The following is a 20004-nucleotide window of genomic DNA, read 5'->3' as shown; positions in this document are numbered from 1 at the left end:
CGATGAGGGGAGATTTCCATGAGAGCACTGGTCTGGCACGGCGCCAACGACATCCGCTGCGATACGGTCCCCGACCCGGAGATCGAGCATCCCCGCGACGCCATCGTCAAGGTGACGACCTGCGCCATCTGCGGCTCCGACCTCCACCTGCACGACAATGTCATGCCGGGCATGGAGAAGGGCGACATCGTCGGCCATGAGTTCATGGGCGAGGTGATGGAGGTGGGATCCGAGGCCAAGAGCGCGCTGAAAGTCGGCGAGCGGGTGGTGGTTCCCTTCACCATTTGGTGCGGCGAGTGCGACCAGTGCAAGCGCGGCAACTATTCGGTCTGCGAGCGCTCCAACCGCAACAAGGCGCTCGCCGACAAGGTGTTCGGCCACACCACCGCCGGGCTGTTCGGCTACACCCACCTGACCGGCGGCTATGCCGGCGGGCAGGCGGAATATGTGCGGGTGCCGATGGCCGACCGCACCCACATCAAGATCCCCGGCGGGCTGACCGACGAGCAGGTGCTGTTCCTCGGCGACATCTTCCCCACCGGCTGGCAGGCCGCCGCCCAGTGCGACATCCAGCCGACCGACACCGTGGCGATCTGGGGCTGCGGCCCGGTCGGGCAGATGACGATCCGCAGCGCCATCCTGCTCGGCGCCCGCCAAGTCATTGCCATTGACCGGGTGCCGGAACGGCTGGCAATGGCCAAGGCCGGCGGCGCCATCACCATCAACTTCGAGGAGGAAAGCGTCGTCGAGCGGCTGAACGAGCTGACCGGCGGCAAGGGTCCGGAGAAATGCATCGACGCCGTCGGCATGGAGGCGCACGCCACCGCCACGCTCGATTCGATGTACGACCGCGCCAAGCAGGCGCTGATGCTGGAATCGGACCGCGCCCATGTGCTGCGCGAGATGATCTATGTCTGCCGCCCCGCCGGCACCCTGTCGATCCCCGGCGTCTATGGCGGGCTGGTCGACAAGATGCCCTTCGGCATGGCGATGAACAAGGGACTGACCTGGCGCATGGGCCAGACCCACGTCAACCGCTGGACCGACGATTTGCTGAACAGGATTCAGGAGGGGCAGATCGACCCGTCCTTCGTCATCACCCACACCGTTCCGCTCGACCAGGGACCCGAGATGTACAAGACCTTCCGCGACAAGCGGGACGGCTGCATCAAGGTGGTCCTCAAGCCCTGAGGTGACATCATGGCCTATTACGACCGCTCCTCGGCCGGAGACACGCTCGCCCGCGGGCTGGGCTGGTTCAGCATCGGCCTCGGCGTCGCCGAAGTGATGGCCGGCCGCAGCATCGCCCGCTGGATGGGGATGGAGGACAAGACCAACCTGATCCGCGCCTATGGCGTGCGGGAGATCACCGCGGGCGTCGGCCTGCTGGCGCTCGGCGATCCCAAGCCCTGGATCTGGAGCCGCATCGCCGGCGACGCCGTCGACATGGCGACGCTGGCGGCGGGCATGGAGAACAATCCACGCGCCGGCAACGCCCGCATCGCCTTCGGCACGGTGGTGGCGACGGCGGCGCTCGACGTGGTCTGCGCCCAGATGCTGCACCGGGAGGAGGCCCATTACCGCAGCTTGCCGGTGCCGGACTACAGCGGCCGCAGCGGCTTCCCCCGCCCGGTCTCCGCCATGCGCGGCGCCGCCAGCGACGCCCCCATCGGCGAGGACATGCGGACGCCGAGGATCCTGCGGTTCCAGGGCGCCGCCAGGCCGGCGCAGAGCCAATCCGCCCAGGGCTGACCGACAGGTTCCGACTCTCAAAACGAGGACCGCCCGCCGCAGGACTGCGGCGGGCGGTCCTCATGTCGTCAGGACGACAGAGTCGCGGTCAGGACGACAGCGTCTTGTTGATCTTCAGGGCCACCAGCGTGCAGACCGCACCGGACAGCAGATAGAGGCCGGACGCGATCAGCCCGAAATGGCTGGAGAGGAACAAGGCCACGAAAGGCGCGAAGCCGGCGCCGAACAACCAGGCCAGATCGGAGGTCATCGCCGAGCCGGTATAGCGGTATTGCTGGCTGAAGCCCGACGCCACCGACCCCGACGACTGGCCGAAGGACAGGCCGAGGATGACGAAGCCCAGCACCATGAACACCAGCTCGCCCATCTTGCCGCCATCGAGCAGCATCGGGGCGAAGCCGCTGAACACCGCAATCGCCGCAGCACAGGTGCCGAGCAGCGTGCGCCGCCCGACCCGGTCGGCGATGTAGCCCGAAGCGACGATGGCCACGACGCCGAAGGCGGCGGCGATCACCTCGATCACCAGGAAGACGCCGGTCTCCTGATTCGCGTTCAGGAAGATCCAGGACAGCGGGAAGACGGTGACCATGTGGAACAGGGCGAAGCTCGCCAGCGGGGCGAAGGCGCCGATCACCACGCGCTTGCCTTCCACCTGCAGCGTCTCCACCACGGGGGCGGGCTGCAGTTCCCGGTTCACGAACAGGCGTTCGAACTCCGGCGTCTGCACCAGCCGCAGGCGGGAGAACAGGGCCACCACATTGATGGCGAAGGCCACGAAGAAGGGATAGCGCCAGCCCCAGGCGAAGAAATCCTCCGCCGACAGGCTGTTGACCATGTAGGCGAACAGGCCGCTCGCCACGATCAGGCCGATGGGCGCGCCCAGCTGCGGGATCATGGCGTACCAGCCGCGCCGGTTCTCCGGCGCGTTCATCGCCAGCAGCGAGGCCAGACCGTCCCAGGTGCCGCCCAGCGCGACACCCTGCCCGATGCGGGACAGGGCCAGCAGCCATGCGGCGGCGACGCCGATGGACTCGTAACCCGGCAGGAAGGCCAGCGCCACGGTGGAGATGCCCAGCAGGAACAGGGCGATGGTCAGCTTGGCGCTGCGCCCGTAATTCTCGTCGATGGCCATGAAGATGAAGGTGCCGATCGGTCGCGCGACGAAGGCCAGCGCGAAGATGGCGAAAGACCACAGGGTCCCGGTCAGCGGATCGACATAGGGGAACACCAGCTTCGGGAAAACGATCACGGAAGCGATGGCGTAAACGAAAAAGTCGAAAAACTCGGAGGTTCGGCCAATGATCACGCCGATGGCAATCTCACCGGGATTGATCCCGTGATGCCGCGCGTTCACCAGCCTTCCGTCCCGTTCTACGGCCGCAATCGATGAAGTCATCATGTCGGCTCCGGCTGCGTAATTTCGCTTGCGATGATCCGCAGATCATACAATATGTCACCGCAACAGTCGGTGATCTGTCAAGCGCGCAGGAGTGAGGCATTGGACAAATTGTCCAATGTCGGGGCTAGGCTATTGCCGCTAGCTCTCTCCCCAAAGCAAACCTTCGATACAGGTCCTGCCTTGAGCCGTTATCGCGCAATCGCCCTGCTGCCAGTGATGGCGGCGTTGAGTGGCTGCAACCTGGTCGTGCTGAACCCGGCCGGCGACGTTGCAAGCCAGCAGGGTGACCTTGTGGTCATCTCAACCCTGCTGATGCTCCTGATCATCGTCCCGGTCATGGCGCTTACCGTGCTGTTCGCCTGGCGTTACCGTCAGTCGAATAACACAGCCCGCTACGAACCGGACTGGGACCATTCGACGCAGCTTGAACTGGTGATCTGGGCCGCCCCGCTGCTGATCATCATCTGCCTGGGTGCCATCACCTGGGTGACCACCCACAAGCTCGATCCCTACCGTCCGCTCGACCGCATCGCGGCGGACAAGCCCGTTCCGGCCGGCGCCAAGCCGCTGGACGTGCAGGTGGTGGCGCTCGATTGGAAATGGCTGTTCGTCTATCCGGAATACGGCATCGCGTCCGTGAACGAGATGGCGGCCCCGGTCGACCGGCAGATCCGCTTCAGCCTCACCGCCTCGACGGTGATGAACTCGTTCTACGTTCCGGCGCTGGCCGGCATGATCTACACCATGCCGGGCATGGAGACGAAGCTCCACGCCGTGATCAACGAGCCGGGGACCTACAAGGGTTTCTCGTCCAACTACAGCGGCGCCGGGTTCTCGCACATGCGCTTCGCCTTCCTCGGCCTGTCGAACCAGGATTTCGACGGCTGGGTGTCCAAGGTGAAGACGGCCGGCGGCTCGCTCGACCGCAACGCCTATCTGGCGCTGGAAAAGCCGAGCGAGGCGGTTCCGGTCCAGCATTTCGGCACCGTCGATCCGAAGCTGTTCAACGCCGTCGTGAACATGTGCGTGCGTCCCGGCACCATGTGCATGAGCGACATGGCCGCCATCGACCGCGCCGGCGGGCTGAACGCCGGCGGCAAGGCCGCGGCCGACGCCATCCTGCGGGCCAACACGCTGGCCGGGTTCCCGGACACGCAGGCGACCGGCCTGTGCACCGTTGCCGAGGCCGTTGAAGCCGCCGCAAACTCGGGCGCCGTGCAGCGCCCCACCGTCACGCCGATCAGCGCGTCCGCCTCCCCGGCCGGGCCGCAGCGGCTGGCCAATCCCTGATTGGGCACACCGGCATGCTTGAGACACTGACGACCTTCCTCTTCGGGCGCCTCAGCCTGGAGTCCTTCCCCTATCACGAGCCGATCCTCGTCGCGACCTTCATCGCGGTGATGCTGGGCGGCATCGCGCTGGTCGCCGCCCTCAGCTATTTCAAGCTGTGGGGCTATCTGTGGAAAGAGTGGTTCACCACCGTCGACCACAAGCGCATCGGCATCATGTACATGATCCTGGGCCTGATCATGCTGCTGCGCGGCTTCGCCGACGCCATCATGATGCGCGCCCAGCAGGCCATCGCCTTCAACGGCAGCGAGGGCTACCTCAACTCGCACCACTTCGATCAGGTCTTCACCGCCCACGGTGTGATCATGATCTTCTTCGTCGCGATGCCCTTCGTGACGGGGCTGATGAACTATGTCGTGCCGCTGCAGATCGGCGCCCGCGACGTGTCCTTCCCGTTCCTGAACAATTTCAGCTTCTGGATGACCGTCGGCGGCGCCGTCCTGATCATGGCCTCGCTGTTCATCGGTGAGTTCGCGCGCACCGGCTGGCTGGCCTATCCGCCTCTGTCGGGGCTGGAGGCCAGCCCGGACGTCGGCGTCGACTATTACATCTGGGCCTTGCAGGTGGCGGGCGTCGGAACGACGCTGTCGGGCATCAACCTGATCTGCACGATCGTGAAGATGCGCGCCCCCGGCATGACCATGATGAAGATGCCGGTCTTCACCTGGACCTCGCTCTGCACCAACGTCCTGATCGTCGCCTCCTTCCCGATCCTGACCGCCGTTCTGGTCCTGCTGTCGCTGGACCGCTATGCCGGCACGCACTTCTTCACGAACGACATGGGCGGCAACCCCATGATGTACGTGAACCTGATCTGGATCTGGGGCCATCCGGAAGTCTACATCCTGATCCTGCCGTGCTTCGGCATCTTCTCGGAGGTGACCTCCACCTTCACCGGCAAGAAGCTGTTCGGCTACACCTCGATGGTCTACGCGACCGTCGTCATCACCATCCTGTCCTACCTGGTGTGGCTGCACCACTTCTTCACCATGGGTTCGGGCGCCAGCGTGAACTCGTTCTTCGGCATCACGACGATGATCATCTCGATCCCGACGGGTGCGAAGATCTTCAACTGGCTGTTCACCATGTACCGCGGCCGCATCCGGTTCGAGCTGCCGATGATGTGGACCATCGCCTTCATGCTGACCTTCGTGCTCGGCGGCATGACCGGCGTGCTGCTGGCGGTGCCGCCGGCCGACTTCGTCCTGCACAACAGCCTGTTCCTGATCGCCCACTTCCACAACGTCATCATCGGCGGCGTGCTGTTCGGCCTGTTCGCCGGCATCTACTACTGGTGGCCGAAGGCCTTCGGTTTCCGCCTCGACCCGTTCTGGGGCAAGATGTCCTTCTGGTTCTGGGTGATCGGCTTCTACTTCGCCTTCATGCCGCTCTACGTCCTGGGCCTGATGGGCGTCACCCGCCGCCTGCGCGTGTTCGAGGATCCGTCGCTGCAGATCTGGTTCCAGATCGCCGCCTTCGGCGCCGTCCTGATCGCGCTCGGCATCGGCTCCTTCCTGATCCAGATCGCCGTCAGCATCCTGAAGCGCAAGCAACTGGTCGACGTGTCGGGCGACCCGTGGCATGGCCGCACCCTGGAATGGGCGACCTCCTCGCCGCCGCCGGACTACAACTTCGCCTTCACGCCGGTCATCCACGACAATGACGCGTGGTGGGACATGAAGAAGCGCGGCTATGCCCGTCCGCTGGAGGGCTTCCGCCCGATCCACATGCCGAGCAACACCGGCACCGGCATCATCCTGGCCGGCCTCAGCACGGCGCTCGGCTTCGGTCTGATCTGGCACATCTGGTGGCTGGCGGCCCTGAGCTTCATCGGCCTGCTGGCGGTCGCCATCAACCATACCTTCAACTACAACCGCGACTTCCACATCCCGGTGGATGAGGTGGTGCGGACCGAGAACGAGCGGACCCGTCTGCTCTCCGGACAGGTGTAAAGCATGACGACGACCGTTGATGCCATGCATGGCGGCCACGCGGGGCACGACACCCCGCGCGGCGCCACCCCGCCCGTCTTCCATGTGACGGACGAGCACGCCCACGAGGGAGCCAGCACCGCGCTCGGCTTCTGGATCTACCTGATGAGCGACTGTCTCATCTTCGCGGTGCTGTTCGCGACCTACGGCGTGCTGGGCACCAGCTACGCCGCCGGTCCGACGCCGAAGGAGCTGTTCGACCTGAAGCTGGTGGCGCTGAACACCTCCATGCTTCTGTTCTCGTCCATCACCTACGGCTTCGCCATGCTGGCGATGGAGAAGGGCCGCACCGCCCAGACCCAGGGCTGGCTGGCGATCACTCTGCTGTTCGGCCTCGCCTTCCTGGGCATCGAGCTGTTCGAGTTCGCCCACATGATCCATGAGGGCGCCGGCCCGTGGCGCAGCGCCTTCCTGTCGTCCTTCTTCACGCTGGTCGGCACCCACGGCCTGCACGTCACCTTCGGCAGCGTGTGGCTGGTGACGCTGATGGTCCAGGTCGCCCGCCGCGGCCTGATCCCGGCGAACCGCCGGCGCCTGATGTGCCTCAGCATGTTCTGGCACTTCCTGGACGTCATCTGGATCGGTGTGTTCACCTTCGTCTATCTGATGGGAGCGCTGCGATGAGCACCCACGCGCACAGCGACCACCACGCCGATCACGGACACGGCAGCCATGGGGCTCACGGCGGCCATGGCCATGACGATCACGGCCACCCGGCGGGCGCCCATGGCACCTTCGGCAGCTATATGATCGGCTTCGTCCTGTCGGTGATCCTGACGGTCATCCCGTTCTGGCTGGTGATGAACGGCACGCTGGACAACACGACCACCACGGTCGTGATCCTGGCTCTGGCCGTGGTTCAGATCATCGTCCACATGGTGTATTTCCTGCACATGAACGGCCGTGTCGAAGGCGGCTGGTCGATGCTGGCGATGATCTTCACGATCATCGTCGTGGTCATCATGTTCGCCGGTTCGCTTTGGGTGATGTACCACCTGAACACCAACATGATGCCCGGCCACGACATGAGCAAGATGCCGTGACCGGACTGCCGTCCGCGCCCCCTGCGGGCGGTTCTTCGGTGAAGAGGGCCCGCCCGGCTTGGGCGCTGGCCCTCTTCGGCCTTCTGGCGCTCGCCGGCATCGCCGGCCTGACCGCGCTCGGCATCTGGCAGCTCGAACGCCGGGTGTGGAAGCTCGACCTGATCGAGCGGGTGGACGCCCGCATCCATGCCTCCCCCGTCCCCGCTCCGGGGCCGGAGGCGTGGGCGTCTGTCCGCGCCGCCTCGGACGAATACCGCCGGGTCGCCGTCACCGGACGGTTCCTCAACGACCGCGAGGCTCTGGTGCAGGCCGTCAGCGACCTGGGCGGCGGCTTCTGGGTGATGACGCCGCTGGTCACCGACCGCGGCTTCACCGTTCTGGTCAACCGCGGCTTCGTGCCGCCGGACAAGCGCGATCCCGCGACCCGCGCCGACGGGCAACCGCAGGGAGAGGTCACCGTCGCCGGCCTGCTGCGCCTGACCGAGCCGAAGGGCGGATTCCTGCGCAGCAACGACCCGGCCGCCGGCCGCTGGTATTCCCGCGACGTGGCCGCCATCGCCGCCGCGAATGGGTTAGAGCAGGCCGCCCCATACTTCATAGACGCCGATGGCACCCGCAATCCCGGCGGCTGGCCGGTCGGAGGGCTGACGGTGGTCAGCTTCCCCAACAGCCATCTCGGCTATGCGCTGACCTGGTTCGCGCTGGACCTGATGCTGATCGGCGCCGTCCTGTTCGTGGTCCGCAGCGAGATGCGGCGCCGGCGGGCGTGAAGGAAAGCGGAAAACGGCCAACGGAAAACGCTCAGCGGAAAACAGGCGTCCTAAAACTCCCCGCCCGCCGGTAACTCTCTATATAAGTCGATGGGCTGATGAACCGGGTGAGGAACAGGACGTCTTTCGTGCGCGACACCACCGACCGCAAAAACCTGTTCCTGCTCGTCCAGCTGCGTTGGCTTGCCGTCGTCGGGCAGATCGTGACGATCCTGATCGTCCATTCGCAAATGGGCATCCGCCTGCCGCTGCTGCCGATGGCCGCGGTGATCTTCGTCCTGATCGCGCTGAACATCGCCAGCCTGATCCAGATCCGCCGCAGCTCCGACGTTTCCAACACCCAGCTGTTCCTGGAACTGCTGATCGACGTCTGGGCGCTGACCTTGCAGCTCTATCTCAGTGGCGGCGCCTCCAACCCCTTCATTTCGCTGTATCTTCTTCAGGTGGCGCTGGGGGCGGTGCTGCTGGAGGCCTGGTCGGCCTGGGCGCTGGTCCTGGTGGCGACCGCCGGATTCACCTGGCTGATCGGCACCCACCAGCCGCTGCCGCTGCCGCCCGCCTATGAGGGCGAGCTGTTCAGCCTGCACATCCAGGGCATGTTCATCTGCTTCGTGCTGGCGGCGAGCCTGCTGGTCCCCTTCCTCACCCAGATCAACCGCAACCTGCGCGCCCGCGACGCCTATCTGGCCGAGCTGCGCCAGCGCTCGATGGAAGAGGCGCACATCGTCCGCATGGGGCTGCTGGCGTCGGGTGCGGCGCATGAGCTGGGAACGCCGCTCGCCACCCTGTCGGTGATCGTCAATGACTGGCGCCGCATGCCGTCGCTGAAATCCGACCCCGATCTGGCCGACGAGATGGCGGAGATGCAGAACCAGATCGACCGCTGCAAGACCATCGTGTCGGGCATCCTGATGTCGTCGGGCGAGGCGCGCGGCGAAGGCACGGTGCGCACGACGGTCAAGGGCTTCCTCGACGGGCTGGTGGAGGACTGGCTGTCCAGCCGGTCGCCCAAGCGCTTCGACTACGACAACACGGTCGGCCCGCAGGAACGGATGATCGCCGACCTCGCCCTGAAGCAGGTGCTGTTCAACGTGCTGGACAATGCGCTGGAAGCCTCGCCGGGCTGGATCGGCGTCGCGGCCTTGCGGCAGGGCGACAATCTGGTGGTGGCGGTCAACGACGGCGGCCCCGGCTTCGACCCCGCCATTCTGGAAGAACTGGGCAAGCCCTACCGCTCCACCAAGAAGCGGCCGGGCAGCGGACTCGGCCTGTTCCTGGTGGTCAATGTGCTGCGCAAGCTGGGCGGAACGGTTTCGGCCAAGAACCGGCCGGGCGGCGGCGCCACCGTGACGCTGACCCTGCCGCTGTCCGCCCTGTCGCCGGGAGGCTCCGATGGAGACGATTGAGTTGGAAGAGGAGGTCCTCCGCACCCTGCTGATCGTCGAGGACGATGCGTCCTTCGCCAAGGCGCTGCGCCGGTCCTTCGAGCGTCGCGGCTACGAGGTCCATGCCTGCGCCGGGCTGGAGGAGATGCGGGAGCTTTTGCAGACGCTGGACCCCGACTATGCCGTGGTCGATCTGAAGCTCGCCACCGGGTCGGGGCTGGAATGCGTGAAGGAGCTGCACGAGGCGGACGAGGAGACCCGCATCGTCGTGCTGACCGGCTTCGCCAGCATCGCCACCGCGGTGGAGGCGATCAAGCTGGGGGCCTGCCATTATCTGGCCAAGCCGTCCAACACCGACGACATCGAGGCCGCCTTCGACCGCACCGAGGGCGACACCTCCATCGCCCCGACCGTCCGCACCACCTCGATCAAGAATCTGGAGTGGGAGCGCATCCACGAGACGCTGGTGGAGACGAACTTCAACATCTCCGAGACCGCGCGGCGGCTCGGCATGCACCGGCGCACGCTGGCGCGCAAGCTGGAGAAGAAGCGGGTGCCGTGAAGAGGGGAAAGACGCGAGGCGTTTGAACCGCTTCGCATCGGCTCCCGTCACGGGCTTCTCTCGGCCGTCATTCCCGCGAAGGCGGGAATCCAGAGTTTCCCAAGCGAAACCAATGGGTAAGCCTGGATCCCCGCCTCCGCGGGGATGACGGCCGATGAGAGCCGCCGCACATCGCAAGCACCGACGGTCACCCGCCCTCTTACGAAAACTCCCGCACCGTGTGCAGGTGGTTGAGCGGGCCGTGGCCGTGGCCGAGGCCGGGTGCGGTCAGGATCGCCGTCTCGACATAGCGGCGGGCGCGGGCGACCGCGTCGCGGGTGTTCAGGCCCTGTGCCAGACCGGCGGCGATGGCCGAGGACAGGGTGCAGCCGGTGCCGTGGGTGTGGGGGGTGTGGACGCGGCGGCCCTCGAACACCGTCTCGCCCTCCTCGGTCAGCAGCAGGTCGTAGAGGGTGTCGTCCTCCAGATGGCCGCCCTTCAGCAGAACCGATTTCGGGCCGAAGCTGAGCATCAGCTCGGCGGCGCGGCGCATGTCGTCGAGGTCGCGGATCGGCAGGTCGGTCAGCGCCTCGGCTTCCGGCAGGTTGGGCGTCACCACTTCGGCCAGCGGCAGCAGGCGCCGGCGCAGGGTCAGCACCGCGTCGGGGTCGAGCAGGTGGTGGCCGCTCTTGGCGATCATCACCGGATCGAGGACCAGCGGCACATTGACGGCGCGCGCCTCGTACTCCGCCGCCACCGCCTCGATGACGGGGGTGTTGGCGAGCATGCCGATCTTCACCGCGTCGGCGCCGATATCCTCCAGCACCAGCTTCATCTGCAAGGCGACGAAAGCCGGATCGACCGGCACCACGCCATAGACGCCCGTGGTGTTCTGCGCCGTCAAGGCGGCGATGGCGGTCATGGCATAGGCGCCGAGCGCGCTGACCGCCTTGATGTCGGCCTGGATGCCGGCGCCGCCGCCGGAGTCGGACCCGGCGACGATCAGAACGCGGCCGTTGACGGTGCTTCCGCTCATTGCGCGGCCTCCAGGCTGCGGGCGGCGCTGGCCTGGATGGTGCCGGCGATGTCGGCGACCACGCTGTCGACCAGCGCCGCGTCGTCGCCCTCCGCCATCACGCGGATGAGCGGCTCGGTGCCGGACTTGCGGATCAGCAGACGGCCGCTCGACGCCAGCCGCGCCTCGCCCTCCCTGATCGCCTGCTGGACGACGGCGTCCTCCAGCGGCTTGGTCCCGGCGGTGAAGCGGACGTTGGTCAGCTTCTGCGGCACCGGATCGAACACGCGGCAGACCTCGCTGGCCGAGCGGCCTTCGGCCTGGATCAGCACCGCCAGCACCTGCAACGCCGCGATCAGCCCGTCGCCGGTGGTCGAATAGTCGGACAGCACGACATGGCCCGACTGCTCGCCGCCGACATTGTAGCCGCGCTCGCGCATCATCTCGACGACGTAGCGGTCGCCGACGGGCGTGCGGGCCAGATGCAGGCCGAGCCCGCCGAGATGGCGCTCCATGCCCAGGTTGGACATCACGGTGGCGACGACGCCGCCGCCGCGCAGCGTCTGCGACCGCGCCCAGGAGGTGGCGATCAAGGTCATCAGCTGGTCGCCATCGATGGGGCGCCCGGCCTCGTCCACCATGATCAGGCGGTCGGCATCGCCGTCGAGCGCGACGCCGAGATGGGCGCCATGGGCGACCACCTGCTCCTGCAGGGTCTGGGTGGCGGTGGCGCCGCAGCCCTTGTTGATGTTGGTGCCGTCCGGGCTGACGCCGACCGGGATCACGTCGGCCCCCAGCTCGTACAGCACCTTGGGCGCCACCTTGTAGGCGGCGCCGTTGGCGCAATCGACGACGATCTTCAGACCGTCCAGCCGCAGGCCGCGCGGGAAGGTGTTCTTCACATACTCGATGTAGCGGCCGGTGGCGTCCTCCATCCGGCTGGCGCGGCCGAGATCGGCGGGACGGGCAAGGTCGGGAGCGAAGGGCAGCGCCATGCGCGCCTCGATGGCAGCCTCGACCTCGTCGGACAGCTTGTAGCCGTCGGGGCCGAACAGCTTGATGCCGTTGTCCTGATAGGGGTTGTGCGAGGCGGAGATCACCACGCCCATGTCGGCGCGCAACGACCGGGTCAGCATGGCGACGGCCGGGGTCGGCAGCGGACCGACCAGCACCACGTCCATCCCCATGGAGATGAAGCCGGCGGTCAGCGCCGGTTCCAGCAGATAGCCGGACAGGCGGGTATCCTTGCCGATCACCACCCGGTGGCGGTGGTCGCCGCGGCGGAACTGCAGCGCGGTCGCCATCGCCACGCGCAGGGCCGTTTCGGCGGTCATCGGGTCGATGTTGGCGGTGCCACGGATGCCGTCGGTGCCGAACAGGTGTCGCGTCATGAAAACCTCGTGCAGAAACGGTATCCAAACCCCGCATGTCGGGGTGCGGGGCCGGATGCGCAAGCGAAGGATGTTTCTTCGCGCGGCAGGCGGGCCGGGTCAAGGCCCCATCGGCGGCTGCGCGAAAGGGTTACAGACGAGCCTGTGCTTTACCTCCATCGGCGGGCGCGGGTCTCAGCGTCGGTGCAGCCCTTCCCAGACGGCGCGGGCCTGCGCCGTTTCCGCCACATCGTGGACGCGCAGGATCTGCGCCCCCTGGTTCAGCGTCTCCAGCCCGGCGGCGAGCGAGCCGGCCAGCCGTTCCTTCGGCGGCTCCTCGCGCGACAGCCGGCCGATGAAGCCCTTGCGCGACAGGCCGATCAGCACCGTGCAGCCCAGCGCATGATACAGCGACGTGTGGCGCAGGATCTCCAGATTGTGCTCCGTCTTCTTGCCGAAGCCGATGCCGGGATCGACGGCGATGCGCTCCGGGGCCACGCCGGCCGCGACGCAGCGGGCGACCCGCTCCTCCAGCCAGTCGAACACGTCGAGCGCGGCGTCGCGGTAGGTCGGGTTGGCCTGCATGGTGCCGGGGTCGCCCTGCATGTGCATCACCACCACCGGAGTGGCGGTGCGGGCCACCACCGGCAGCGCGTCCGGATCGGACAGGCCGGCGATGTCGTTGACGATACGGGCGCCGGCCGCGGCGGCGGACTCCATCACGCGGGCGTGGCGGGTGTCGACCGAGACGGTCGCCCCCTTTTCGGCGAAATGGCGGATGACCGGCAGGACGCGCCGCTCCTCCTCCTCGGGCGGGACCGGGACGGCGCCGGGGCGGGTGGACTCGCCGCCGATGTCCAGGATGTCGGCGCCGGCCGCCAGCATCGCCTCGCCATGGGCGATGGCGGCGCCGGGGTCGAGGAAGTCGCCGCCGTCGGAAAAGCTGTCCGGCGTCACGTTGACGATGCCCATGATCTGCGGCCGGTCGGGGGCCAGCCCGGCGAAGGGGGCGCGGGCGCGGGTCAGGGCGCCGAGCTGGCGGTCCAGCGCCTCCGCCACCGCACGCGAGCGCTCCCAGCCCCAGGCCATGATCTCCGACAGCGGTGCGAAGGCGCGGTCGATGCGCGTTCCCCCATGGTGCAGGCCATCGCGGACGATCAGTTCGGCAGTGGAGAAGGCGAAGCGGCCGCCGGCCAGCGGCACCGCCGCCCCCTTGGCCCAGGCAGCGATGGGCATCAGCCCGACCGGACGGAGGTAGACCCGCACGCCCTCTTCCCCCGCCCAGGGACAGAAACCGGCCAGCGAGCCAGCGGCGGATTTGGGCGCTGCCGCCTTGGCGGCGGGCTTGGCGGAGAGCGGCGGCATCGGAGGTCCCCTTCACGTCACGGGCTGACGGCTCCGTTCCTGACACGCGACCGGCGGGATGGCAAGGGTGCCATAGCGGACGGCTCTCTCGCTCACACCGGGAGAGGGCGGTGATCGGCGGACGATGAAACAGCGTGGAACAGCTTTCGGCGAACGGTCCATCCGGCGGCTCCCGGAGAGTTGCGGAGACGGATCACGAATGGCGGCTGTGGGTGGCTTCTCTTTGATCTGGCTGAGGGAAATAAGGGTTTATCCGGATATTCTTTAATTACATCTTCACGATCCGTTACCAAATTCAATCTGACAACTTTACATCCAGGTTCTTACAATTATGGGCATCGCGGGTAACATTTGTACAAAGTACTGTAATTTTAGATCTGCGTCTGCCTTGATTGTTGACTTCAATATATCGTCCAGCGAATTAATGGAAAGAACCCTTTCCGGCCTTAAGCTGAAGCACATCTACCGCTCATTCTCCACCGAGGACGCTCTCTCGCTTCTTTCAGAGAACGAGATCGGCATTGTCATCGTAAACGCAGATACAATCCGCGAAAAAGCGCTTCAACTGTTGGAGACGGTCAGATTTCGTCAGACAAAAGACCCATGTCTTGAGGAAAAAATAAAACATATCTCCATAATACCATTCGTAATCATCAGCTCTGCAGTGACGCCGAAAATGGCGGAAAAGGTTGCAGATGCAGGAATATGCGCATTGGTTTCCATGCCGTTCAAGCCGGTCGATTTCATGAAGAAGATCAAAAACCTACTTTACGTACATTGCGAAGACAATTGCTTCAATATGGCAATTCCATCGCTTGAAGGCACCGACTTGCTGGAAGAACCCGGCAGCCCTCGCTGACGTAAAGCCAGGAGTTCCGCGCCCTCGACAGCGGCATTCGAGAAGACATCCCTCCTGTGGGGCAGAGGGCGTTTCCTTCCCCTCGCTCACCCCCGTCGCGCCAGACCGCCCTTCAGCTTCAGCACATAGGTGATGACCTCCGCCACCGCCTGATAGTGCTGGAGCGGGATCGTCGCATCCACCTCCGCCGTGGCGTGGAGGGCGCGGGCGAGCGGCGGGTTCTCGACGATGGGGATGTTGTGCTCCTGGGCCAGCGCGCGGATGCGCAGCGCGATCAGGTCAGCGCCCTTGGCGAGGCAGATCGGCGCGGCGGTCCGGCCGCGCTCGTATTCCAGCGCCACGGCGAAATGGGTGGGGTTGGTGATCACCACCGTGGCGCGCGGGACGTTCGCCATCATCCGCTTCTTCGAGCGCGAGCGGCGGATGTCGCGCAGGCGGGCCTTGGCGTTGGGGTCGCCCTCGATCTGCTTGAACTCGTCCTTGATCTCCTGGTGGCTCATGCGCAGGCGGCGGCGCCACTCCATGCGGTTCCACAGCACGTCCACCGCCGCCATCAGGACGGTCGCCAGCAGGACCGCCAGCAGCAGCCGCAAGGTCACGTCCCGCAGCAGCACGGGCAATCCGGCGACGTCCATGCCCACAGTATCCTCCGTCCATGCGATGTAGGGCGCCAGCGCGTGCCAGGCCGCACCGCTGATGATGGCGAGCTTGACCAGGCTCTTGGCGAATTCGACCAGCGCCGGCCGGCCGGCGATCCGCGTCCAGCCGGACGACGGCGACAGGTGCGACCATTTCGGCCGGATGCGGTCGGACGCCACCACGAACGGCCCCTGCCCCAGCGCCGACACCGCCACCCCGGCCAGCAGGATGCCCAGCACCGGCAGCAGGGCGACGGCGACACCGCCGATCAGCCAGTGCAGGCTGTGGATGACGTCGATGGCGCTGCCGTCGATCCGGATGTCGTCGGGATTCTCGATCAGCGGCAGCAGCAGGGCCGACAGGGTCGACGCCACGCCGGGCACCGCCATCAGCACGATCATCCAGGCGGCGACCATCGCCGACAGCAGCCCGACGTCGCGGGCGCGGGGGACGTCGCCCTTCTCCGCCGCCTCGCGCAGGCGTTTCTCTGTCGGTTCCTCGGTCTTCTGCTCGTCGTCCTGCTCCGCCATGGCCCAATCTCCGCAAGTCAGGACCCCGACAGCCAGCCGCCCAGCGCGGCGACGAAGGCGGTCAGCATCGCCCCGGCGGTCGCCATGAACAGCCCCATGCCGATCATCAGGACGCCCGGCGTCGCGACGAAATAGACGGGCATCGCCGGCATCACCCGGTTGACCAGCCCCAGCGCCAGATTGACCACCAGCCCATAGAGGATGAAGGGCGCCGCCAAGCCGACGCCGAGCCGGAAGGTGGTCGCCAGCAGCTCGGCGAAGCGCTGGGCGACCATGCCGAGGTCGGGGAACACCCCCGCCGGCCAGGAGCCGTAGGAGCGGGCCAGCGCGCCGATCATCAGGTAATGCACGTCGGATGCGAACAGCAGCGCCAGCCCGCCGATCAGCAGCACGCCGGACAGCACCGACCCGCCCTCGAACCCCGCCGCCGCCATCGAGAAGGGGTTGCTCAGCCCCACCACCTGGGCCGCCACCGCGCCGGCGGTCTGGAGGGCGGCCATGAACAGCCGGGCGCCGAGGCCGAGATAGGCGCCGACCAGCGTTTCGCCGGCCAGCGCCCGCAGCATCTCCACCGGCTGGTCCGGCATGCGGTCGGGCAAGCCCTCCACCCCCGGCAGCAGCACCAGCGTGACGATGACCGCCAGGGCCGCCCGCACCCGCATCGGCACCGCCGCCTCGCCGAAGCCCGGCAGCAGCCCGATGGCCGCCGCCACCCGCGCCAGCACCAGCAGGCCGCGGTAGATCTCCAGCGTCAGGAACTGGCTGAGGCCGTCCATGGGAACGTCCATCGGCGCCTAGACCTGATCGACGGTCTTGAGCGCCGCCTTGCGGTGCAGCTCGGCATGGCTCAGCACCGGGGTCATCGGGCTGACCCGCTCCAGCAGCGACCGCACGAAGGGCCGCGCTTCCGCCCCCACCAGCAGGGCCGGCCAGATTTGCGAGGTGGCATGCTTCTGGATCTTCAGCCGCACGGCGGTCAGGAACTCCTGCACCTGGCTGGGCGGCATGACGAAGCGGCGGTCGTCGCCCTCCACCACGATGTTGTCGAGCAGCGCCTGTTCCCAGCGCGGGCTGAGCGCGATCACCGAGACGAAGCCGTCGGGTCCGGCCAGCCCCTGGTGGATCTGTTGGCCGAGCCGCATCCGCACATGTTCGGTGATCAGCGTGATGTGGCGGGTCCAGCCGACGGCCTCCGCCACCGCCTCGACGATGGCGGGCAGGTTGCGGATCGACACCCGTTCCGACAACAGCTGTTGCAGCACGCGCTGGAGCACGACCAGCGAGATCTGGCTCGGCACCATGTCGTTGATCAGCTTCTGGTATTCGCGGCCCAGCCCGTCGATCAGCTTCTGCAAGGCGGCGAAGGTCAGCAGGGTGGAGAGGTTGTCCTTGATGACCTCGGTCAGGTGGGTGGTGATGACGCTTTCCGGATCGACGACGGTGTAGCCCTTCGCCACCGCCTCCTCATGGCGGGCCGGGTCGATCCATTTGGCCTGGAGGCCGAAGGTCGGCTCGCGCGTCGCGTCGCCGGCGATGTCGGGCACCGCGCCGCCGGTCGGGTCGATGGCGAGCAGATGCTTCGGCCGCACCTCGCCCTTCGCCGCCTCCACCCCCATGATGCTGATGACGTAGCTCTTGGGGGCCAAGAAGCTGGAATCCTTGATGCGGACCGAGGGCAGGACGAAGCCGAACTCGGTGGCGAAGCGCTTGCGCAGGGTCTTCACCTTGGTGGTCAGCGGGCCGTTCTTGTTGAGGATCAGCGGGACGAGGTGGTTGCCGACCTCCACCTTCACCTCGTCGACCTTCAGCATGTCCTCCACCGCCTCCTCCGGGACGGCGGCGGGCGCCTTGCGGCTTTCCTCCAGCTTGGCGAGTGCGGCGGCGCGGGCCTTGCGGCGCGGCGCGTACCAGCCTAGCAGGGCGAAGGCGGCGCCGATGGCGAGGAAGGGGGCCATCGGCAGGCCCGGCGTGATCGCCAGCGAGACCAGCAGGCCCGACGCCACCAAGAGCGCCTTCGGATAGGCGCCGAGCTGGTCGATCACCGCCTTTTCCGCCGAGCCGACATTGCCGCCCTTGGTGACCAGCAGGCCGGCGGCCAGCGACACCACCAGCGCCGGGATCTGCGTCGCCAGCCCGTCGCCGACCGTCAGGGTGGTGTAGATGGAGGCGGCGTGCTCGAAACTCATCCCCTTCTGGGCGATGCCGATGGCCATGCCGCCGAGAACGTTGATGACGGTGATGACCAGCCCGGCCACCGCGTCGCCGCGCACGAATTTGGAGGCGCCGTCCATCGCGCCATAGAAGGTGCTCTCGTCCTCCAGCTCCTTGCGGCGGCGGCGCGCCTCGGCCTCGTCGATCATGCCGGCGGAGAGGTCGGCGTCGATGGCCATCTGCTTGCCGGGAATGGCGTCCAGCGTGAAGCGGGCGCCGACCTCGGCGATGCGGGTGGCGCCCTTGGTGATGACGACGAAGTTGATCACCACCAGGATGCAGAAGATCACCACGCCGATGACGAAGTTGCCGCCCATCACGAACTGGCTGAAGCCCTGGATGACGTGCCCGGCGGCGGCGTGGCCGTTGTGCCCCTCGCTGAGGATCAGGCGGGTGGACGCGATGTTCAGCGCCAGCCGCAGCATGGTCACCACCAAAAGGACCGTGGGGAAGGACGAGAAGTCCAGCGGCCGCGGGATCCACAGCGACACCATCAGCACCAGCACCGCGACCGAGAAGGACAGCGCCAGCCCGAGATCGAGGAACCAGGACGGCACCGGCAGGAAAAGCACCGCCAGCACCAGCAGGATGCCGACCGCGAACAGCACGTCGCGGTTCGCCAGCCCGATATCGCCGATCAGGCCGAACCGGCTGCGGACGTGATCCGTGAGGGTCATGGGGGTCCTGACGGGTTTGTGGAGGGGCGGGTTTGTGGAGGGGCGGGTTTGTGGAGGAGAGGCGTTCCGGCAACGATAGGGGGGCGCGGTAAAACCGGGATTTAAGGGCGGGGCCCGGTGCGGGGTCTGGACGGGAAAGTGGTTGACTAGGAAACAAACCGCACGGTAGTTTCCTAGTCAACAAACGGAGCGGCCTTCCATGAACGCCAATGGCGCGGTTTCCCGGCTGACGGACCATCTCGGCTACTGGATGCGCATGGTGTCCAACCATGTGTCCTTCGCCTTCGCCCGCCGCCTGGAGGGCAAGGACGTGACGGTGGCCGAGTGGGTTATGATGCGGGAGTTGCAGGACGCCGGTCCGCTGGCCCCCAACCGGCTCGCCGGGCGGATGGGCATGACCCGCGGCGCCATCAGCAAGCTGGCCGACCGGCTGGTCGCCAAGGCCCTGGTCACCCGCGACGACGACCCGGCCGACGGCCGCGCCCATGTGCTGGCCCTGTCGGAGGCGGGAAGCCGGATCCTGCCGGAGCTGGCCCGGCTGGCCGACGAGAACGACGAGGCGGCCTTCGCCTGCCTGACGGCGGAGGAACGCGCGCAGCTCGACCGGATTCTGAGGAAGATCGCCGGGGCGCATGGGCTGAAGAGCAGCCCCACCGGCTGATCCCCCTGGCCCCGGCAAACCCACCGCAAGAAGGAGAGCGCCGATGAACGCGCAGCAGAAGACGATTGCCCAGACCTGCCTTGCCGCGTCCCACGACGGCACGATGAATTTCCCGTCCATCGTCGCCGTACTGATCGACGCCGGGTTCGAAGGCTATGCCGTCGATTACCGCCGCGGGACCAGCACCTATTATCTGCCGGACGGCGACAGCGTGGAATTGCCGGCCATCGCGACGCCGACGCCGGTCGCCGCGGCCTTCCGGGCGGATGGGGTCGAGGCGGCGGTGCGCGCGGCGCAGTCCAACGCGGCGGGCTACAGCTACCGCGGCTTCTGCGAGGCGGTGAAGGCGGCCGGATGCGCCGGCTACATGGTGTCCTTCTCCGGCAGGCGGGTGGTCTATTACGGCCGGACCGCGGAATGCCATGTCGAGCATTTCCCGCAGTGAA

At 66.9% G+C, this 20004-nt stretch carries 19 protein-coding genes; 12 read left to right on the top strand and 7 right to left on the bottom strand.

Features of this window, described 5'->3' with window-relative positions:
• The first annotated feature begins 18 nt into the window (after positions 1 to 18).
• Both ABNQ40_RS31435 and ABNQ40_RS31430 read left to right on the top strand, forming a co-directional pair.
• Positions 19 to 1191 (top strand): zinc-dependent alcohol dehydrogenase, encoded by a 1173-nt coding sequence (locus tag ABNQ40_RS31435; RefSeq protein ID WP_109049440.1) that lies wholly within the window; start codon positions 19 to 21, stop codon positions 1189 to 1191.
• Positions 1192 to 1200: 9 nt separating this feature from the next.
• Positions 1201 to 1752: a cyclase dehydrase gene (locus tag ABNQ40_RS31430; RefSeq protein WP_109049439.1), complete on the top strand. Its 552-nt coding sequence runs from the start codon at positions 1201 to 1203 to the stop codon at positions 1750 to 1752.
• Between the two features lie 88 nt (positions 1753 to 1840).
• On the opposite strand, the gene ABNQ40_RS31425 is transcribed toward ABNQ40_RS31430, so the two are convergent.
• Positions 1841 to 3151 carry an MFS transporter gene (locus tag ABNQ40_RS31425; RefSeq protein WP_109049438.1) on the bottom strand — a complete coding sequence of 437 codons (1311 nt, stop codon included), beginning with the start codon at positions 3149 to 3151 and terminating at the stop codon, positions 1841 to 1843.
• 180 nt (positions 3152 to 3331) lie between these two features.
• Here ABNQ40_RS31425 and cyoA point away from each other — a divergent pair, with 180 nt between their 5' ends.
• The 7 genes from cyoA (at position 3332) to ABNQ40_RS31390 (ending at position 10252) form a co-directional block, all read left to right on the top strand.
• Positions 3332 to 4441 (top strand): ubiquinol oxidase subunit II, encoded by a 1110-nt coding sequence (cyoA, locus tag ABNQ40_RS31420; RefSeq protein ID WP_247873126.1) that lies wholly within the window; start codon positions 3332 to 3334, stop codon positions 4439 to 4441.
• A gap of 14 nt (positions 4442 to 4455) precedes the next feature.
• Positions 4456 to 6453 (top strand): cytochrome o ubiquinol oxidase subunit I, encoded by a 1998-nt coding sequence (cyoB, locus tag ABNQ40_RS31415; protein WP_109049437.1) that lies wholly within the window; start codon positions 4456 to 4458, stop codon positions 6451 to 6453.
• 24 nt (positions 6454 to 6477) lie between these two features.
• Positions 6478 to 7116, top strand: a complete 639-nt coding sequence (cyoC, locus tag ABNQ40_RS31410; protein ID WP_109490883.1) for a cytochrome o ubiquinol oxidase subunit III — start codon at positions 6478 to 6480, stop codon at positions 7114 to 7116.
• Positions 7113 to 7535 (top strand): cytochrome o ubiquinol oxidase subunit IV, encoded by a 423-nt coding sequence (gene cyoD, locus ABNQ40_RS31405; protein ID WP_109049436.1) that lies wholly within the window; start codon positions 7113 to 7115, stop codon positions 7533 to 7535. Before cyoC ends, cyoD begins: the two co-directional genes overlap by 4 nt.
• A 38-nt stretch (positions 7536 to 7573) precedes the next feature.
• Positions 7574 to 8305, top strand: coding sequence for an SURF1 family protein (locus ABNQ40_RS31400; protein WP_247879732.1), 732 nt, complete (start codon positions 7574 to 7576; stop codon positions 8303 to 8305).
• A 98-nt stretch (positions 8306 to 8403) separates the two neighbouring features.
• Entirely contained in the window at positions 8404 to 9711 is a 1308-nt protein-coding gene (locus ABNQ40_RS31395) for an ATP-binding protein (protein WP_391349269.1), read from the top strand.
• Complete coding sequence (locus ABNQ40_RS31390; protein ID WP_109049433.1) at positions 9698 to 10252, top strand: response regulator transcription factor; 555 nt, start codon at positions 9698 to 9700, stop codon at positions 10250 to 10252. The genes ABNQ40_RS31395 and ABNQ40_RS31390 overlap by 14 nt, the downstream gene beginning before the upstream one ends.
• A gap of 199 nt (positions 10253 to 10451) precedes the next feature.
• Here the strand turns inward: ABNQ40_RS31390 and thiD are convergent, their stop codons facing one another.
• The 3 genes from thiD to folP all read right to left on the bottom strand — a co-directional run bounded on the left by thiD (position 10452) and on the right by folP (position 13981).
• Positions 10452 to 11267, bottom strand: a complete 816-nt coding sequence (gene thiD / locus ABNQ40_RS31385) for a bifunctional hydroxymethylpyrimidine kinase/phosphomethylpyrimidine kinase (RefSeq protein ID WP_109049432.1) — start codon at positions 11265 to 11267, stop codon at positions 10452 to 10454.
• Entirely contained in the window at positions 11264 to 12637 is a 1374-nt protein-coding gene (gene glmM, locus ABNQ40_RS31380; protein ID WP_109049431.1) for a phosphoglucosamine mutase, read from the bottom strand. The genes thiD and glmM overlap by 4 nt, the downstream gene beginning before the upstream one ends.
• Positions 12638 to 12811: 174 nt before the next feature.
• Positions 12812 to 13981 carry a dihydropteroate synthase gene (gene folP, locus ABNQ40_RS31375; protein ID WP_109049430.1) on the bottom strand — a complete coding sequence of 390 codons (1170 nt, stop codon included), beginning with the start codon at positions 13979 to 13981 and terminating at the stop codon, positions 12812 to 12814.
• A gap of 388 nt (positions 13982 to 14369) precedes the next feature.
• On the opposite strand from folP, the gene ABNQ40_RS31370 reads away from it, so the two are divergent.
• A complete protein-coding gene (locus tag ABNQ40_RS31370) occupies positions 14370 to 14840 on the top strand; it encodes a hypothetical protein (RefSeq protein ID WP_146255479.1) in 471 nt (156 codons plus the stop codon).
• Positions 14841 to 14926: 86 nt separating this feature from the next.
• Here the strand turns inward: ABNQ40_RS31370 and ABNQ40_RS31365 are convergent, their stop codons facing one another.
• From ABNQ40_RS31365 to flhA, 3 genes are read right to left on the bottom strand one after another with little or no spacing between them, the layout of a single operon-like run.
• Positions 14927 to 16009: a flagellar biosynthesis protein FlhB gene (locus ABNQ40_RS31365; RefSeq protein ID WP_109049429.1), complete on the bottom strand. Its 1083-nt coding sequence runs from the start codon at positions 16007 to 16009 to the stop codon at positions 14927 to 14929.
• A gap of 17 nt (positions 16010 to 16026) precedes the next feature.
• Positions 16027 to 16797 carry a flagellar biosynthetic protein FliR gene (locus tag ABNQ40_RS31360; protein ID WP_247879730.1) on the bottom strand — a complete coding sequence of 257 codons (771 nt, stop codon included), beginning with the start codon at positions 16795 to 16797 and terminating at the stop codon, positions 16027 to 16029.
• Positions 16798 to 16803: 6 nt separating this feature from the next.
• Positions 16804 to 18897, bottom strand: coding sequence for a flagellar biosynthesis protein FlhA (flhA, locus tag ABNQ40_RS31355; protein ID WP_109049428.1), 2094 nt, complete (start codon positions 18895 to 18897; stop codon positions 16804 to 16806).
• Positions 18898 to 19096: 199 nt separating this feature from the next.
• Here flhA and ABNQ40_RS31350 point away from each other — a divergent pair, with 199 nt between their 5' ends.
• Positions 19097 to 19558 carry a MarR family winged helix-turn-helix transcriptional regulator gene (locus ABNQ40_RS31350; protein WP_199235305.1) on the top strand — a complete coding sequence of 154 codons (462 nt, stop codon included), beginning with the start codon at positions 19097 to 19099 and terminating at the stop codon, positions 19556 to 19558.
• Between the two features lie 43 nt (positions 19559 to 19601).
• Positions 19602 to 20003, top strand: a complete 402-nt coding sequence (locus tag ABNQ40_RS31345) for a DUF1398 domain-containing protein (protein ID WP_109049427.1) — start codon at positions 19602 to 19604, stop codon at positions 20001 to 20003.
• The last annotated feature ends 1 nt before the right edge of the window (position 20004 follow it).

It is taken from the genome of Azospirillum sp. A23 (assembly GCF_042938965.1).
Lineage (GTDB): Bacteria > Pseudomonadota > Alphaproteobacteria > Azospirillales > Azospirillaceae > Azospirillum > Azospirillum melinis.
The sequence above is the reverse complement of the archived record's forward strand: the minus strand, read 5'-3'. Positions and strand labels throughout refer to the sequence as shown.